Origin of the sequence: Streptococcus sp. 3874 (assembly GCF_013276425.1) — a bacterium.
Classification (GTDB): Bacteria; Bacillota; Bacilli; order Lactobacillales; family Streptococcaceae; genus Streptococcus; species Streptococcus pseudopneumoniae.
In genome coordinates this window covers 1-15361 of sequence record NZ_VMLA01000039.1, presented here as the reverse complement: position 1 = coordinate 15361, position 15361 = coordinate 1, and the positions used below count along the sequence as shown (strand labels likewise).

Annotated in this window: 16 protein-coding genes and 1 pseudogene; 3 read left to right on the top strand and 14 right to left on the bottom strand. The window is 38.3% G+C overall.

What is annotated here, in order from left to right; genetic code table 11:
• Positions 1-131: 131 nt before the first annotated feature.
• The 4 genes from metG to HT703_RS04570 all read right to left on the bottom strand — a co-directional run bounded on the left by metG (position 132) and on the right by HT703_RS04570 (position 5398).
• On the bottom strand, positions 132-2129 hold the full coding sequence (metG, locus tag HT703_RS04585; protein WP_054392991.1) for a methionine--tRNA ligase: 1998 nt from the start codon (positions 2127-2129) through the stop codon (positions 132-134).
• Positions 2130-2252: 123 nt separating this feature from the next.
• Positions 2253-3512: an ABC transporter permease gene (locus HT703_RS04580; RefSeq protein ID WP_001180416.1), complete on the bottom strand. Its 1260-nt coding sequence runs from the start codon at positions 3510-3512 to the stop codon at positions 2253-2255.
• A 1-nt stretch (position 3513) separates the two neighbouring features.
• The gene (locus HT703_RS04575) at positions 3514-4215 is read right to left on the bottom strand and encodes an ABC transporter ATP-binding protein (RefSeq protein WP_000811473.1); all 702 of its coding nucleotides are present in this window, start codon (positions 4213-4215) and stop codon (positions 3514-3516) included.
• Positions 4199-5398 carry an efflux RND transporter periplasmic adaptor subunit gene (locus HT703_RS04570; RefSeq protein WP_000728649.1) on the bottom strand — a complete coding sequence of 400 codons (1200 nt, stop codon included), beginning with the start codon at positions 5396-5398 and terminating at the stop codon, positions 4199-4201. The genes HT703_RS04575 and HT703_RS04570 overlap by 17 nt, the downstream gene beginning before the upstream one ends.
• Positions 5399-5685: 287 nt before the next feature.
• On the opposite strand from HT703_RS04570, the gene gor reads away from it, so the two are divergent.
• Positions 5686-7032: a glutathione-disulfide reductase gene (gene gor, locus HT703_RS04565; RefSeq protein WP_050261892.1), complete on the top strand. Its 1347-nt coding sequence runs from the start codon at positions 5686-5688 to the stop codon at positions 7030-7032.
• Positions 7033-7197: 165 nt separating this feature from the next.
• Here gor and HT703_RS04560 read toward each other — a convergent pair whose 3' ends face one another.
• The 4 genes from HT703_RS04560 to HT703_RS04545 form a co-directional block, all read right to left on the bottom strand.
• Positions 7198-7698: a hypothetical protein gene (locus HT703_RS04560; RefSeq protein WP_000727307.1), complete on the bottom strand. Its 501-nt coding sequence runs from the start codon at positions 7696-7698 to the stop codon at positions 7198-7200.
• Positions 7695-8318, bottom strand: a complete 624-nt coding sequence (locus HT703_RS04555) for an ATP-binding cassette domain-containing protein (protein WP_023935831.1) — start codon at positions 8316-8318, stop codon at positions 7695-7697. Before HT703_RS04555 ends, HT703_RS04560 begins: the two co-directional genes overlap by 4 nt.
• On the bottom strand, positions 8315-10297 hold the full coding sequence (locus HT703_RS04550; protein WP_000768909.1) for a hypothetical protein: 1983 nt from the start codon (positions 10295-10297) through the stop codon (positions 8315-8317). The genes HT703_RS04555 and HT703_RS04550 overlap by 4 nt, the downstream gene beginning before the upstream one ends.
• Before the next feature lie 65 nt (positions 10298-10362).
• Complete coding sequence (locus HT703_RS04545; RefSeq protein ID WP_054392992.1) at positions 10363-10701, bottom strand: hypothetical protein; 339 nt, start codon at positions 10699-10701, stop codon at positions 10363-10365.
• Positions 10702-11126: 425 nt separating this feature from the next.
• On the opposite strand from HT703_RS04545, the gene HT703_RS04540 reads away from it, so the two are divergent.
• On the top strand, positions 11127-11663 hold the full coding sequence (locus HT703_RS04540) for a biotin transporter BioY (RefSeq protein WP_023933578.1): 537 nt from the start codon (positions 11127-11129) through the stop codon (positions 11661-11663).
• Positions 11664-11716: 53 nt separating this feature from the next.
• Here the strand turns inward: HT703_RS04540 and HT703_RS04535 are convergent, their stop codons facing one another.
• Positions 11717-11932 carry a YdbC family protein gene (locus HT703_RS04535; RefSeq protein ID WP_000807430.1) on the bottom strand — a complete coding sequence of 72 codons (216 nt, stop codon included), beginning with the start codon at positions 11930-11932 and terminating at the stop codon, positions 11717-11719.
• A gap of 98 nt (positions 11933-12030) precedes the next feature.
• On the opposite strand from HT703_RS04535, the gene HT703_RS04530 reads away from it, so the two are divergent.
• Entirely contained in the window at positions 12031-12351 is a 321-nt protein-coding gene (locus HT703_RS04530) for a hypothetical protein (RefSeq protein ID WP_001216094.1), read from the top strand.
• Between the two features lie 30 nt (positions 12352-12381).
• On the opposite strand, the gene HT703_RS04525 is transcribed toward HT703_RS04530, so the two are convergent.
• The 5 genes and pseudogenes from HT703_RS04525 to HT703_RS11650 form a co-directional block, all read right to left on the bottom strand.
• Positions 12382-12720, bottom strand: a complete 339-nt coding sequence (locus HT703_RS04525; protein ID WP_001196047.1) for an ATP cone domain-containing protein — start codon at positions 12718-12720, stop codon at positions 12382-12384.
• 11 nt (positions 12721-12731) lie between these two features.
• On the bottom strand, positions 12732-13451 hold the full coding sequence (gene trmD / locus HT703_RS04520) for a tRNA (guanosine(37)-N1)-methyltransferase TrmD (RefSeq protein WP_049513504.1): 720 nt from the start codon (positions 13449-13451) through the stop codon (positions 12732-12734).
• Positions 13441-13959 carry a ribosome maturation factor RimM gene (rimM, locus tag HT703_RS04515; RefSeq protein WP_001105891.1) on the bottom strand — a complete coding sequence of 173 codons (519 nt, stop codon included), beginning with the start codon at positions 13957-13959 and terminating at the stop codon, positions 13441-13443. Before rimM ends, trmD begins: the two co-directional genes overlap by 11 nt.
• Positions 13960-13989: 30 nt before the next feature.
• On the bottom strand, positions 13990-14778 hold the full coding sequence (locus tag HT703_RS04510; protein WP_000819188.1) for an alpha/beta hydrolase: 789 nt from the start codon (positions 14776-14778) through the stop codon (positions 13990-13992).
• Positions 14779-14920: 142 nt separating this feature from the next.
• A pseudogene (locus HT703_RS11650) lies at positions 14921-15170 on the bottom strand (MazG nucleotide pyrophosphohydrolase domain-containing protein); the annotation flags it as partial.
• Between the last annotated feature and the right edge of the window lie 191 nt (positions 15171-15361).

Here is a 15361-nt window from a genome sequence, read left to right as displayed (position 1 = left end):
AAAATAAATGGAAGCTAGAGGCCTTGTCAGCCACCAGCATAGCTGGTGGTTTTCTTGTTTTTCTCTACGAGAAAAACTGGCTTGAAGCCATAATAAAAAACAGAACTAGCATGAACTAGTCCTGTATACTTTTACCCAATCACACTTCCATTTGGTACAGCTGAATCAACTGTGAGAAGGGTTAATTTTCCATCATGTTCAGCTGAGAGAATCATCCCTTGGCTGACATATTTTTTCATCATTTTACGTGGTTTGAGATTGGCAACGATTTGAACTTTCTTGCCGACCAATTCTTGTTCATTTGGATAGTATTTTGCAATTCCTGAGAGAATTTGACGGTCTTCGCCATCACCTGCATCCAAGCGGAATTGAAGCAACTTATCAGAGCCTTCAACTTTAGAAACTTCTTTGACTTCTGCGACACGGATTTCAACCTTGTCAAAGTCTTCAAACTTGATTTCATCCTTGCTTAGTTTGAGTTCGACTTCGTCTGGATTCCATTCTTTTTCGACAGCTGGCTTGTTGCCTTCCATTTGTTCCTTGATATAGGCGATTTCTTCTTCCATATCCAGGCGTGGGAAGATTGGTGTTCCTTTGGCAACTACTGTTACACCCTCAGGGAAAGCAGCCAAACTCAAGTTTTCAAGACTAGAAACTTCTGCTAAGCCAAGTTGAGTCATAACCGCACGACTAGTTTCCATCATAAATGGTTCAATCAAGTGAGCGACGACACGAAGGCTGGCTGCCAAGTGGCTCATAACACTTGCTAATTGGTCACGAAGAGCTTCATCCTTAGCCAAGACCCATGGAGCTGTCTCGTCGATGTATTTATTAGTACGAGAGATAAGAGTCCAGACTGCTTCAAGCGCACGTGGGTAGTCAACTGCTTCCATGTGTGTATGGTAGTCAGCGATTGATTGCTCTGCTACTTGAGCAAGAGCATTATCAAACTCTGTTACGCCCTCTACATAGGCAGGGATTTGTCCATCAAAGTACTTGTTAATCATAGAAACCGTACGGTTGAGGAGGTTGCCAAGGTCATTAGCCAATTCATAGTTGATACGGCCGACATAGTCTTCTGGAGTGAAGGTTCCATCTGAACCAACTGGAAGGCTACGCATGAGGTAGTAACGAAGTGGATCTAGTCCATAACGCTCTACCAACATTTCAGGGTAAACGACATTCCCTTTTGACTTAGACATTTTTCCGTCTTTCATGACAAACCAACCATGGGCAATCAAACGATCAGGTAATTTAACATCCAACATCATAAGAAGGATTGGCCAGTAGATAGAGTGGAAGCGAAGGATATCTTTTCCTACCATATGGAAGACTGTTCCATTCCAGAACTTGTCAAAGTTACCATGTTCATCTTGAGCGTAGCCAAGAGCTGTCGCATAGTTAAGAAGGGCATCAATCCAAACGTAGACAACGTGTTTTGGATTTGATGGGACAGGCACTCCCCATGTAAAGGTTGTACGAGATACCGCCAAATCTTCCAAACCTGGCTCGATGAAGTTGCGTAGCATTTCATTAAGGCGACCATCTGGCGTGATAAATTCAGGATGAGCTTTGAAAAATTCGACCAAACGGTCTTGGTATTTGCTAAGGCGAAGGAAGTATGATTCTTCAGAAACCCATTCAACCTCATGACCTGATGGAGCAATACCACCAGTCACATTTCCAGCTTCATCACGGAAAACTTCTGCCAGCTGGCTTTCTGTAAAGAATTCTTCGTCTGATACTGAATACCAACCAGAGTATTCACCCAAGTAGATATCATCTTGAGCAAGTAAGCGTTCAAAGACCTGTGCGACAACTTTTTCATGGTAGTCATCAGTTGTACGGATAAATTTATCGTATGAGATATCTAGTAATTGCCAGAGTTCTTTAACTCCAACCGCCATTCTATCAACATAGACTTGAGGTGTAATACCAGCTTCTTCCGCTTTCTGCTGGATTTTCTGACCATGTTCATCAAGACCTGTCAGATAAAATACATCGTAGCCCATCAGGCGTTTGTAACGTGCTAGGACATCACATGCGATAGTTGTGTAGGCAGAACCGATATGAAGTTTCCCAGATGGATAGTAAATCGGCGTTGTAATATAAAAATTTTTTTCAGACATAATTTTTCCTTTCCAGGCAAATGAAACCTGTTTTTCTAACACTTCATTATATCACATTTTTAATGAATTTCGATAGGGAAATCCATACAAAAACAAGATAGACGAGTGTCCATCTTGTTGATCTTATTCATAACGAAGGGCTTCAATTGGATCAAGTTTCGATGCCTTGTTGGCTGGCAAGACCCCAAAAATCATACCAACGCTAGCCGAAACTGCAAGACTAAATAGGGCAACTGGGATTGATACTCCAACTTCTATACCTTCTATTAAACCTTGCAGTAACAAACCTGCTAAGGCAGTTAAACCACTTGCAATTGTCAAGCCAATTAAGCCACCTAACAAGGTCAAAATCATGGATTCAATCAAAAACTGAATTAAAATATTGGCACGTGTTGCGCCCAAAGCCTTACGAAGACCAATCTCACGAGTGCGCTCTGTCACCGAAACCAGCATGATGTTCATGACACCAGTTCCTCCAACAAAGAGAGAAATCCCTGCGATGGAACTAATAATCGTCGTCATAAAACTAAACGATTGTTGAATTTCTGCAAATACAACGGACTCATCTGCCACCTGGTATTCTCCCTGTTGTAAGCCTGCAAGCTCTGTCATTTTTCGTGCCAGTTCTGGACCCAGAGTTGGGGTTAAACTGGTATCATTCACTCGAAAAACAATACTAGCTATTTCATCTACATTAAAATTCGCAGCAAGGGAGATATTGGTAGTAATAGGCAAGCCACCAAACCCATATATTTTTGACTTTTTAGCCTCCGGACTAGTATAAACCCCAATGACCCGGTAACTAAATCCATTGACTTCTACAACCTTGTTAATAGCCTCTTGAGGAGATTCAAATAAACTAATGGACAATTCCTCATCTAGCAAAATGACACTTGCAAACTCTTTGAAATCTTGCTCTCTCAGACTACGACCTGCAATAATTTCATTCTTAACAGCGTCCATGTAAGTTCTGTTTCCACCTGTCAAATTAGCATTCTCAACCTTTTTATCTTGATAGGTCAAGATGGCATTCGTTGAATTGGTTACATAGTAACTATCCACTCCCTTGAGTTTGGCTGCCTCTTGGACCCAGGATTCTTGCGGTTTTGGCGGTTCAACAGGAATTTCCTCTTCCTTTCCAGAAACCGTAAAAGCTGATTGTTTCTGAGTAAAAGACCCATCTTTACTTTTTTTAGGAGAGAAGAAGACGCTAATATTTTTCTGAGATTTGGTCATATCTTTATTAACTTGACGAGATAGGGAATCTCCCAAAGCCATAATCACAACAACTGATGAAACACCGATAATAATCCCAATCATGGTAAGCAAAGAACGCATCTTGTGAGCCATGATAGATGAAAAGGCAAATTTCAGATTCTGCATCTTAGTTTTCCTCCTTTCCTAACTGAGCACTGTCAGATGAAATGACTCCATCTCGAATGATAATCTGACGTTTAGCATAGGCAGCAATCTCAGGCTCATGCGTTACCATGATAATGGTTTTTCCTTCTTTGTTCAAGTCAACCAATAGTTGCATAATTTGATTCCCTGTTTTGGTATCCAAGGCTCCTGTCGGTTCGTCCGCTAGGATAATAGAAGGATTGTTTACCAAGGCACGAGCAATAGCCACACGTTGCTTTTGACCACCAGATAATTCCGAAGGCAAATGGTGACTACGTTCTGTCAATTCAACCTTGTCTAAATACTCCTCAGCCAACTTGCGCCGTTTTGAAGACGAAACTCCTGCGTAAATCAAGGGCAATTCTACATTTTGCAGAGCATTGAGCTTCGATAGAAGAAAGAACTGCTGAAAGACAAAACCGATTTGTTGGTTACGAACCTTGGCTAATTGTTTTTCACCCAGTCCAGCCACTTCTTGGCCTTCAAGATAATACTCTCCACTGGTTGGTGTATCCAACATGCCAATCGTATTCATCAGAGTGGACTTCCCAGAACCAGATGGTCCCATGATGGCAACAAATTCACCCTCATTCACTTCTAGATTGATGTTTTTGAGAACCTGCAGTTCTTGGTCACCATTGCGATAGCTTCTGCAGATATTTTTTAGACTAATTAGTTGCTTCATCAGCCTTCACCTCTTTTCCTTCTTCCAAGGAAGACGTTGGGTTACTGATGACCTTGACTCCATTTGTCAGACCTGAAGTGATTTCTTGGTTGTCTGCATCAGCATTGCCCAAACCAACTTCCACTTTCTTGGCCTTTTTCTGCTCGTCAAGCACCCAGACATAGTTCTTATCATTTTCAGTCACAACACTTGTTAGAGGAACCAAAATGGCTTTACTCTTATTTTTGACTTCAACACTTACTGAGAATCCTTGTTTCAAATCACCAACTTCGCCTGTCACATCAATAGTATAAGGGTATTTAGAACCTGTATTAGCCCCAGCTGCTGGACTAGCTGCTTCACCATTGTTTTTAGGATAGTCAGAAATATAGCTTAATTTCCCAGTCCATTTTTTATCAGGATATACTTTAGAAGTAAAGCTTACTTCTTGACCTACAGAAAGGTTGGCTAGATTGTACTCAGACAATTCTCCCTTGACTTGTAAATTTTCATTGCTGACAATATGAACCATAACTTGACTCGCCCCTGTTGGAGATTTAGAAACATTGCTATTGACTTCGACTACAGTTCCCTCTAGGGTACTGAGAACAGTTGTTGCATCCAATTGACTTTGAGCCTTGCTTAATTGCGCCGCAGCGTCTGCACGCGCATCACGGGCATCACCCAATTGAGCGTCAATAGAGGCAAGAGAATTTCCAGCCACTGGAGTTGGGCTTTGCGCCGTTGCATCTTCTCCTCCTACTGGCGCTGGTAACTGTGGAGCCGGAGCTGAAGCGGCTTCATTTCGTGCTTGATTGAGTTCATTGATATGACGATCTGCCTTAGCGACTGCTCGACTAGCTGAATCATAGGCCGCCTGGGCTTCTGAACTACTGTACTTGACTAGAGCCTGCCCTTCGCTGACCTTATCGCCCACAGAAACAAGGATTTCGTCTAAATCTCCCTTGCTAGCATCAAAATAAACGTATTGTTCATTTTTTGCCGTTACTGTTCCTGATAATAAAACAGAGGATGCCACGCTTCCTTCCTTGGCAACAACAAGATGAGTAGGTTCATCTTTTACAGCGGTTTGCGAGGGTTGTCTAAAGAGTAAAATCCCCCCAGCCCCCAATACAACTACACTCGCAGCACCGATGGCTGCATACAGTTGCCACTTTTTAGCTTTACCATTCTTTTTCTTCATAATGAAACTCCTTTTCTTTTTTACAATACTTTGCTATTATACCAAATTTCCCTCCAGCAAACAATGCAGTTCAGATGGAAATAATGACAGTTCAGGATTAAACAATCGTTCGGAAATCCTCCTTTTATATTGTACTAGTTATATAATACACTATCTTGACTTATTTGGCAAGCTTTTTTGCAATTTTTTGTGCGTAGCAGATTTTTGCAATCACATCAAAAAAAAGATAGAATATGACTATCAAAAAATGACACTCTACTATTTAAAAGAGTACAAAGGAGTTTTCAATGAGAGAATACGATATCATCGCTATCGGTGGAGGTAGCGGAGGAATTGCCACCATGAACCGTGCTGGTGAACATGGAGCCAAAGCGGCCGTTATTGAAGAAAAGAAACTAGGTGGAACTTGCGTCAACGTCGGCTGCGTTCCTAAAAAAATCATGTGGTACGGGGCGCAAATCGCTGAGACTTTCCATCAATTTGGAGAAGACTACGGTCTTAAGACTACTGATCTTAACTTTGACTTTGCAACCCTACGTCGCAATCGTGAAGCCTACATTGATCGTGCTCGTTCTTCTTATGATGGTAGTTTTAAACGCAACGGTGTAGACTTGATTGAAGGTCATGCTGAATTTGTAGATTCTCATACTGTCAGCGTAAATGGTGAACTGATTCGTGCTAAACATATCGTGATTGCTACTGGTGCCCATCCAAGTATTCCTAATATTCCTGGTGCTGAGCTAGGTGGCTCTTCTGATGATGTATTTGCCTGGGAAGAACTTCCAGAGTCAGTTGCTATTCTAGGCGCGGGTTATATTGCCGTTGAATTGGCTGGCGTACTCCACACTTTTGGTGTCAAGACAGACCTCTTTGTTCGCCGCGATCGTCCTTTACGTGGTTTTGATTCCTACATCGTTGAAGGTTTGGTCAAGGAAATGGAAAGAACAAACTTACCACTTCATACTCACAAAGTCCCTGCCAAGTTAGAAAAAACTGCTGACGGCATTACCATTCATTTCGAAGATGGTACTAGTCACACAGCTAGCCAAGTTATCTGGGCTACAGGCCGCCGTCCAAACGTTAAGGGCTTGCAACTTGAAAAAGCTGGAGTCACTCTGAACGAACGTGGCTTTATCCAAGTGGATGAATACCAAAATACTGTTGTTGAGGGAATCTATGCTCTAGGTGATGTAACAGGTGAAAAAGAACTGACTCCAGTTGCTATCAAGGCTGGACGTACTTTATCTGAACGTCTCTTTAACGGAAAAACTACTGCAAAAATGGATTACTCAACTATTCCAACTGTTGTCTTTTCACACCCTGCTATCGGAACTGTTGGTTTGACAGAAGAGCAAGCTATTAAAGAATACGGTCAAGACCAAATCAAGGTTTACAAATCAAGCTTTGCATCTATGTACTCTGCTTGCACTCGCAACCGTCAAGAATCCCGTTTCAAACTCATAACAGCTGGTTCAGAAGAAAAAGTTGTCGGACTTCATGGAATTGGCTACGGCGTTGATGAAATGATTCAGGGATTTGCCGTTGCTATCAAAATGGGAGCAACCAAGGCTGACTTTGACGCAACTGTAGCGATTCACCCAACTTCATCTGAAGAATTTGTAACCATGCGTTAATCGAAACAAAAGAAGCAAAGCAAAAAACACTTCTAAATATCAAAAAGCGAGTATTTCCGTAGTTGGAGATACTCGTTTTCTTATGTTTTATTTTATAGTATGTTGAAGTAAGATATGCAAAAATCAATTAACAAACCATAGCAAAATACAAGGATTATAATACAATCATTTATTCTTTTCTTTAAAAGATTCATATATTTTTTTATATAATTCTTTTATATCTTTTTTCTGAGAATTCAACTCTTCTTTACCGTAGTCAAAGTTTGCTACCACAAATCCCGCGCCATCATCAGAAAAAGTAAAAAATTCTATTTCAATTAGTTTATTATGCTTAGAGTCCTCTATGGTGTCTCCTAAACCATTATTGAATTTCTTCACTTCTTCTTCACGAACTCCGAACCCCGTAGCAGCTCCATTTGCAATGATGTTTGAAAATACTTCTTCTGAAGATGATACTTCTTTCACAGTTATGAAGTATATAGCTTCTTCCGTTTCTACTTGTCTCACTTTATTCCATTTTTCTGTATCACTAGAAGAAAGCGTATAGATTGTTAACTCTACCGTTGGCTTATTGATATTTTCTTTTGTAATCATTTGTTTTCCAAAAAAGAAAATGGCGAGTACCCCAGTTACAAAGATCAAAGCAATATAAATTTTCTTTTTCATACCTTATACCCTATATCTTTCATGTCAATTATCACATCAACTTCGTTATAGACAGCTGGATCATGTGTCGCTATAATGACATATTTATCTTCAGTTGTTTCATTCAATAGTAAACGAATAATTTCTTTTCCAATCTCACCATCTAAAGCTCCTGTAGGTTCATCTGCTAAGATAATTTTACGTGGTTTCATTAACATTCTGGCAATAGCTACACGTTGAGCCTGCCCTCCAGACAATTCATATATTTTTTGGTGTAAATAGTCACTTGACAGTCCTACTTTTTCAAGTACGTCAGTTATTGTTTTTTTGTCTTTAGTGATAAGGCTCAGATTATCATATACTGTTTTGTTATCTATTAAAGAATAATTCTGAAATACATATCCAACAGTATTTTTAAAAAAAGTTCTTTCTTTTATCTTCCAAATATCTTGTTTATCAACTAAAACATTCCCACTGTCAATTTTTTCTAATCTTCCTATAATATTAAGAAGGGTACTTTTACCGGAGCCAGAACCTCCAATCAATGCATAGCTTTTTCCAGATTCAAATATTAAATTTAAGTCTGTAAAGATCTTCTTTGAGCCGAAACTTTTTGAAACGTTCAAAAGGTCAATTGTCATGATTCATCTCCTTTTAAAATTTTAGTGTAGCTTTCAGATAATTTTCTAAAACTCATTATGATTGACAACATCAAAACTAGCAGAGAAGCCGCTCCAATATATAGCAACTCTATTTGCCCTGTCACAAGAAATGTAAATAGAATAACCATTGTAATAGTCATCATAAAATATTTGAGACTTGAAATTGCTATATATGTTTTTGAAAGACCCAAAATGATTTTTTTCACATATTCATTCTGTTTTAGAGTAATAAAAAGTTGGACATATTGATAAATGAGTATAAAGATAATACTGTAAATTATCTTCTGCAAGATTTGTGAAAGTAAAATTTGGTGCTCTAAGGATTGAATCTTTAATTTCACAATTTGGTAAACATCTACTGGATTCATTGAGAAATTCAACGGGACAGTCATCTCATTTATTTTTTTTACCGCTTCAGGACTAAAAAGAGACTTATTAGTTATATTACTAGCCAAAGTAAACTTATTATTTTCCATCATTTTGTCCGTATCTAACACAACAACAATGTTATCTTGGCTATCTGCTACACTTGCCAGCGGTAAAATATCTTTATTTTTATGATCGATATCAGCATCCTCATTAAAATAAAAAATTTTTTCCCCATCAGGAATTATTTGTACTGCAAGCTGTTCTTTTGTATAGTGTGTTCCAATAAATTGTTCTGCTACAACTGTATTCTCAATAGATTTCTGGTTTTCTTTCCATTTCTCAGGAATATAGATGGTTGCTATCTTATTATCTAAAAGATGATAGTTTGTCCCATTCACTTTATTTTGTAGGTTAGCACCTGTTTGATTAATATAAATCAACTCTTTATTTATTTCTGGATTCGTTATTCCGTCATTTTCTAATTGTTTAGAAAAGTCTTCTAAAACATGAGATGTTTTCATAAAATCTGGAACATATGCTGAAGATCGTTCTATATATAAGAAATCTAAGTTTTTTAAGGCAGCAACTATCTGTAGATACTGACCATCTGAATCATTAACTTCTCCATTTTTAGCAGAGTTACTTTCAATTCCAAGGAACTCAATCCTTCTCCAGTCTTTTACTGTGTCCCACGGTACTAAATTCTGTATTTGTATGTTCATACTAGATTGACTACTCTTTGTTTCTTGTAAAAAAATTCCTGAGACAAGGATGATAATCGAAATAATGACAAGCCATACGACAAAAATAAGCTTGTTTTTTGCCTTGTTTTTAATAATTTCAATGGGCTTTTCAATCTGAATCGTCAACCAAAATAAAACAAAGGTGATGAGATCAATGATTTGAAATAGTATAAAATTCGTTAAAAGCAGAGAGAAAAATAACTTAGAGCTATAGGTGAAGAAACCATTACCCAAAAAAGAACTGTAAGAAATCATCAATAAAGCCATCATAATCAGTTCAAAAATAAGAGAAATGCCATACTCTCTTCTTAGATCGTATACAGTCAAGCCCAAAGAACGTCGTATCACTCCTTCTTTGATCTGCCTCGTCCTAACAACAAATAAAACAACTAATAAAGTTAAGTAAATTGAACCCATTAACAGTATTCTTAAAGTTCCAGTGAATTGTAATATTCCTCCTATATACCAAGGATAAGCCATATAGACTGTTTGCAGCCCCGTCATCGTAAGTGGTTTCAAACTATCTACATCCATTTTCCCAAGGGTATAATACATCCCTATTATTGGTGCTGACTTTAATTGTTCATTATTTACATCATCAAAATTTACATACTTCAACTGACCCGAACTCTGAACGATTGGCTTGTAAATGGTAACCTTTTCCGTTTTTGATAAGTCACGAACCATTTCGTATATTTCGTTATTAGAAAGATTACTTTTTCCTTGGATAGAAAAAGCACCATCAATTGGTAAAGGTATGGGGATTTCGGTATCACTAATAGTGACCAGTCCAATTGTAGCAATCAAACAAAAGAAGAATCCAATGATACATAATTTTAATTTCATAAGCAATTACCATATTACAAAAGACCCAATCTTATAATTGGGCCTCTTGTTTTCATAAATTATTTTTAAAATCTATAATAATCCCAATATGCATTTAATCGAATATCGCTCCAAGATTTTTTTGCACTTGAATATGCCCATCCATAATCTTTTTTATCGTAAGCTTTAACGGTTCCCCAATAATTCGTTACTGAAGATTTTGAACCAATATTATTTGGAGAACTAACAAAGTAATTTGAATAACCATAGCTATTATCTACACCATACTGCCATACATCAATAATCGGATATGGAGCAGGGTGTGCTGTAGTTGCACTAACAACACTAGCTGCAGTAGCAAAGCTAAAACTGAAAACACTTGCAGCTAGAAAAACAGATGCTTTCTTATTAATTCTTTTTTTCATTTTACTTCTCCTTGAATTTAAATATTTGATGAAGATTAAATAATAGTCTCTTTTTAGTCCCTCCATATTACTTTAATATGAATTGATTATATTTAGGTTTTTAATCACCGTTATGGTATCTAGAGTCGTTAAAATATCTCATAACTACCCCTCCTTTTAAAATTGAACACATCTAAATGCATCCGTTTACATTTTTAATATAACACTTATTTTTTACTTTGTCAAGTATTTACTAGTATATTTTTTATTAATAAAATAGGATTATCTATACAGACAATTTTCGAATCAACAAAAAAATTATCCAACTTAACCAATAAGCAAAATCGGCCGTTACAGTTTTTGTTACCTTGTTTTAAAAAATTGGTTGACAATGATTCCTCTATGAGTATAATAGTTACTATACATCAGAAAAGAGGTTAACTATTTTGAAAAAAGCTCACATTTATGCTATCCCTGCTATTGGGGCTGCTCTCATTGCTGTTTTGGCACAAATCAGTCTTCCAGTTGGACCTGTTCCCTTCACTCTGCAAAACTTTGCAATCGGCTTGATTGCTACTGTCTTTAGACCGAGAGAGGCTGTACTTTCTGTTGGACTCTATCTTCTTCTAGGTGCTATCGGTCTTCCTGTGTTTGCAGGAGGTGGAGCTGGTTTTCAAGCTTTAGTTGGCCCTACTGCAGGCTATCTTTGGTTTTATCTCGTTTACTCTGGACTTACTTCCTCTCTAACCAACAGCAAGAGCGGAATTGTCAATATTTTTCTTGCAAATCTCTTGGGTGATGCCCTTGTCTTTGTCGGAGGGATTCTCAGCTTGCATTTTCTAGCTGGAATGGCATTTGAAAAAGCTCTTGTTGTGGGGGTCATTCCCTTTATCATTCCAGACCTTGGTAAACTTCTAGCTATTAGTTTGATTAGTCGTCCTCTACTTCAACGCCTTAAAAATCAGGCTTACTTTGCTAACTAAAAAAGGATATCGAGTTGTCATAACTCAGTATCCTTTTCTTTTATTTTGAAAACTTAGTTTCCTTTAAAAGCATCCACCATTGTTTGAAATTCTTCATTGGAAAGAGTAATTCCTTTGCCCATCTTCGTATGGTCTGGACTCCAAGCACGAATATCAAACTTCGCAGAGGCTCCATTAAAGCTCACACGGTTGATTTCCTTAGTCCAACCTTTTTCGTTTTCAGAAAGAGTCAACAAGTGCTCTTCGATTTCAAATGTAAATTCTGCCATTTTCTTCTCCTTTTTTAGCTTTCATCTGATTATTCGTAAAATCTTGTAGATTTTAGGAAAATTTTATATAATATTGATATAAAAGAAGGGAGGCCACTATGAGACATAAATTCCAGCAAGTTCTAGATAAAATACATGACTTTTTAAATGGACATGACCAACCTGACCATACTGAAAGCAACTCCCTTACAGCCACTATTGAAGAGGCTATCCAGAAACAAACTGCTGTTCACCTTATCTTGTCTGAGACAAGCTTTACAGGTGATATCATCAAATACGATCAACAAGGCCAGCAAATTATCGTGAAAAATTTTGCCAAAAATGTGACCCGTATTATCCGCATAAGCGATATTCAACGCCTGCGATTTGTCCCTTCAACTGTCCAAACAGCCCAAAAAAATAGATTTAAGAAAGAGTGAGATGTAGTTGCTTCATCCCACTCTTTTTTCTTAGCGAATTTGTTCAAAATGTAAATGAACTGCGATATGATCTCCATAACCACTTCTTTCCAAGTCACGTTGCAGACGATAGGAAATGTAGTGTTCTGCAATGGTAATGTAACCTGCACCCAGTAGACGATGTTCAACCATAGACTGAATCATGCTAATAGTAGCACGTTCCACCTTGGCCTCTTCCAAATCCAAAACCACTTTCTTAGTGACTTGTGCAAGGTTTTGACGCAAATCATCTGTCAATACATAGACAGTCTGGGCTGCCTTTAAGATGGCTTGGTAAATCTTATCTGGATTAAATTCAGCAATTTCGCCATTACGTTTGATTACTTGCATAGGTATCTCCTTTATTCTTTGTTTTCTTTGATTTCTGCCAGCATTTTTTCTTCTTCTGCTGTCAGTTGATAATGTTCAAGCAAATCCGGTCTGCGCTCGTAGGTTTTCTTCAAACTCTCATACAGACGCCACTGACGAATCTTTTCATGGTGGCCACTCATCAATACATCTGGTACAACCATACCTCGATAATCATAGGGACGTGTGTACTGAGGGTATTCGAGAAGCCCAGAAGAAAAACTATCATCTTTGTGGCTAGACTCCTTGCCAATCACTTCTGGAATCAGGCGTACCGTAGCATCAATCATGGTCATGGCCGCCAGTTCTCCACCAGTAAGGACATAGTCTCCCAAGGAAATCTCATCTGTCACCAAGGTCTTAATGCGCTCGTCATAGCCCTCATAGTGACCGCAGATAAAGATCAGTTCCTCTTCTTTGGCCAAATCCTCAGCATAAGCCTGATCAAACTGCTTTCCAGCTGGATCGAGGAGAATAACGCGCGGATTTTTCTTTTCAATAGTATCAAAAGCATCAAAAATAGGTTGGGCTCGGAGCAGCATCCCCTGACCGCCTCCATATGGTTCATCATCGACGTGACGGGCCTTTTCAGCCTTTTCTCGAAAATTATGATACTGGATATCCAAGAGCCCTTTTTCTCGAGCCTTTCCAACGATTGAGTGCTCCAGTGGAGAAAACATCTCTGGAAAGAGGGTTAAAATATCAATCTTCATCGTCTAACCCTTCTAAGATTTCCACGTTGACCCGTTTATTTGGAATATCAACATTGAGAACCACTGGTGGGATATAAGGCAAGAGCAAGTCACGCTTGCCTTTTCGCTTGACCACCCAGACATCGTTAGCACCTGGTTGCAGGATTTCCTTGATGGTTCCAATCAAATTATCACCCTCATAGACTTCCAAACCGATAATCTCGTGATAATAAAATTCACCATCGTCTAAATCGTTTAAATCTTCCTCAGCGACCTTGAGACTGTATCCCTTGTACTTTTCGATAGCGTTGATATGGTACATATCTTTGAATTTAATAATGTCAAAGTTTTTCTGTTTACGGTGGCTAGCAATGGTCACTGTTTGAACAAACTGATCTTTTTCATCAAACAAAGCTAGCTCAGCCCCTTTTTTAAACCGTTCTTCTGCAAAATCCGTCACAGACAAGACTCGCATCTCACCCTGCAACCCTTGCGTATTGACGATTTTCCCAACATTAAAGTAGTTCATCTTGTCTCCTGTAGTCTCCTTCTTTCCATCTTATTCTGACAATTCTCGAATAATAGTCGCAATTTTTTCGGATTCAGACCACTGTAAATAATGGTGATTCCCTCCTAAAATGAGTCTAGCATTGGAAGTCCAATATTCTGATTCTCTGTACTCTTTTTCTCTGTAAGGCTGACAAAAAACAAATACAGGGATACAATCTGGTATTGATACATCCTCAAAATCTTCCTCAGTAATCTCTCCAGATATCTGAAATCCTGGATCTTGATTTTCCAACTCTGAACCTTTTTCTTGCATTATTTCCCAGATTTCTTTATTCGTTTCAGGACTAAATGTTGCTTGAGTTAAGTTCTTAAAATAAAGTTCAGGACCACACTCATCAATCAGCCTCATCTGCTCTTCCATTTCTGGATAAGGATTTTCTGAAAAATCAGCAAACATGACGTTTTTAGTTGTCGGTTCAATTGCTACTAAAGCCTGACACTTAATTGGTTTGTTGAGCAATTTGCAAGCTAAAATTCCACTCAAACTATGTACACAAAGTATATATTCAGAAATCACCAATTCTTCAAGTACTTCATAAACTGCATCTGCAAGATTATCCAGATTTTTTCCAGCTTGGTCATGAATCGGACTTCTACCTGTGTTCGGAAAATCAATTGTCAAATAACCAATTGTGGACGGAAGTTTTTCGAGTATAAGTGAAAAATTTTCATAACTTGGTAGCAAACCTGCTCCGTTTAGACAAATTAGCACTTTCTTTTGCTTTTGATAAGTAACAGAGAGACTACCAATTTCTGTAGATACTTCAAACCTCTTCATAAAGAAATCCACTCATTCTATATAATGAATTATTAAAAGTCCTTATCCTTTATTTTATCATGTTTCAAGGATTTTCTCAAGTTGGAGGAAGAGGACATCAATTCTCCTTCACCTTCAAAAATCCTTCCAAATCACGTTCATGTTAGTACTTAATGGCTGCAGTCTTATCTTTCTCAAAGATAGTCTTGGTAAGGTCAATATGGTTGATGGCGACGATTGCGACGGTGTAGTGAATGATATCAGTCAGTTCTCTGGCAAGTTCCTCGTTCGAATCCTATCCCTTCTTTTCGACCAGAGCGCCTATTCAAAACCTCGGCTACTTCTCCGACTTCCTCCACTAGCTTGATAAAAAGACCTTCCTCAGTTCGAGACTACTGGTAATGTTCGAGTAATACTCTTCGAAAATCTCTTCAAACTACGTCAGCTTCACCTTGCCGTACTCCAGTACAGCCTGCGGCTAGCTTCCTAGTTTGCTCTTTGATTTTCATTGAGTATAACTAGTCTTGTAATTGTCTAAACGTTAAATATTTCATCTTCTATTCCTCGCAAAAAAGCGAGACATTTGTCCAATGTCATTAAGTTA

Bases quoted from the DNA above. Each gene is read 5' to 3' on its own strand.
- metG (WP_054392991.1), bottom strand. From the start codon at position 2,129: ATGTCTGAAAAAAATTTTTATATTACAACGCCGATTTACTATCCATCT.
- HT703_RS04580 (WP_001180416.1), bottom strand. From the start codon at position 3,512: ATGCAGAATCTGAAATTTGCCTTTTCATCTATCATGGCTCACAAGATG.
- HT703_RS04575 (WP_000811473.1), bottom strand. From the start codon at position 4,215: ATGAAGCAACTAATTAGTCTAAAAAATATCTGCAGAAGCTATCGCAAT.
- HT703_RS04570 (WP_000728649.1), bottom strand. From the start codon at position 5,398: ATGAAGAAAAAGAATGGTAAAGCTAAAAAGTGGCAACTGTATGCAGCC.
- gor (WP_050261892.1), top strand. From the start codon at position 5,686: ATGAGAGAATACGATATCATCGCTATCGGTGGAGGTAGCGGAGGAATT.
- HT703_RS04560 (WP_000727307.1), bottom strand. From the start codon at position 7,698: ATGAAAAAGAAAATTTATATTGCTTTGATCTTTGTAACTGGGGTACTC.
- HT703_RS04555 (WP_023935831.1), bottom strand. From the start codon at position 8,318: ATGACAATTGACCTTTTGAACGTTTCAAAAAGTTTCGGCTCAAAGAAG.
- HT703_RS04550 (WP_000768909.1), bottom strand. From the start codon at position 10,297: ATGAAATTAAAATTATGTATCATTGGATTCTTCTTTTGTTTGATTGCT.
- HT703_RS04545 (WP_054392992.1), bottom strand. From the start codon at position 10,701: ATGAAAAAAAGAATTAATAAGAAAGCATCTGTTTTTCTAGCTGCAAGT.
- HT703_RS04535 (WP_000807430.1), bottom strand. From the start codon at position 11,932: ATGGCAGAATTTACATTTGAAATCGAAGAGCACTTGTTGACTCTTTCT.
- HT703_RS04530 (WP_001216094.1), top strand. From the start codon at position 12,031: ATGAGACATAAATTCCAGCAAGTTCTAGATAAAATACATGACTTTTTA.
- HT703_RS04525 (WP_001196047.1), bottom strand. From the start codon at position 12,720: ATGCAAGTAATCAAACGTAATGGCGAAATTGCTGAATTTAATCCAGAT.
- trmD (WP_049513504.1), bottom strand. From the start codon at position 13,451: ATGAAGATTGATATTTTAACCCTCTTTCCAGAGATGTTTTCTCCACTG.
- rimM (WP_001105891.1), bottom strand. From the start codon at position 13,959: ATGAACTACTTTAATGTTGGGAAAATCGTCAATACGCAAGGGTTGCAG.
- HT703_RS04510 (WP_000819188.1), bottom strand. From the start codon at position 14,778: ATGAAGAGGTTTGAAGTATCTACAGAAATTGGTAGTCTCTCTGTTACT.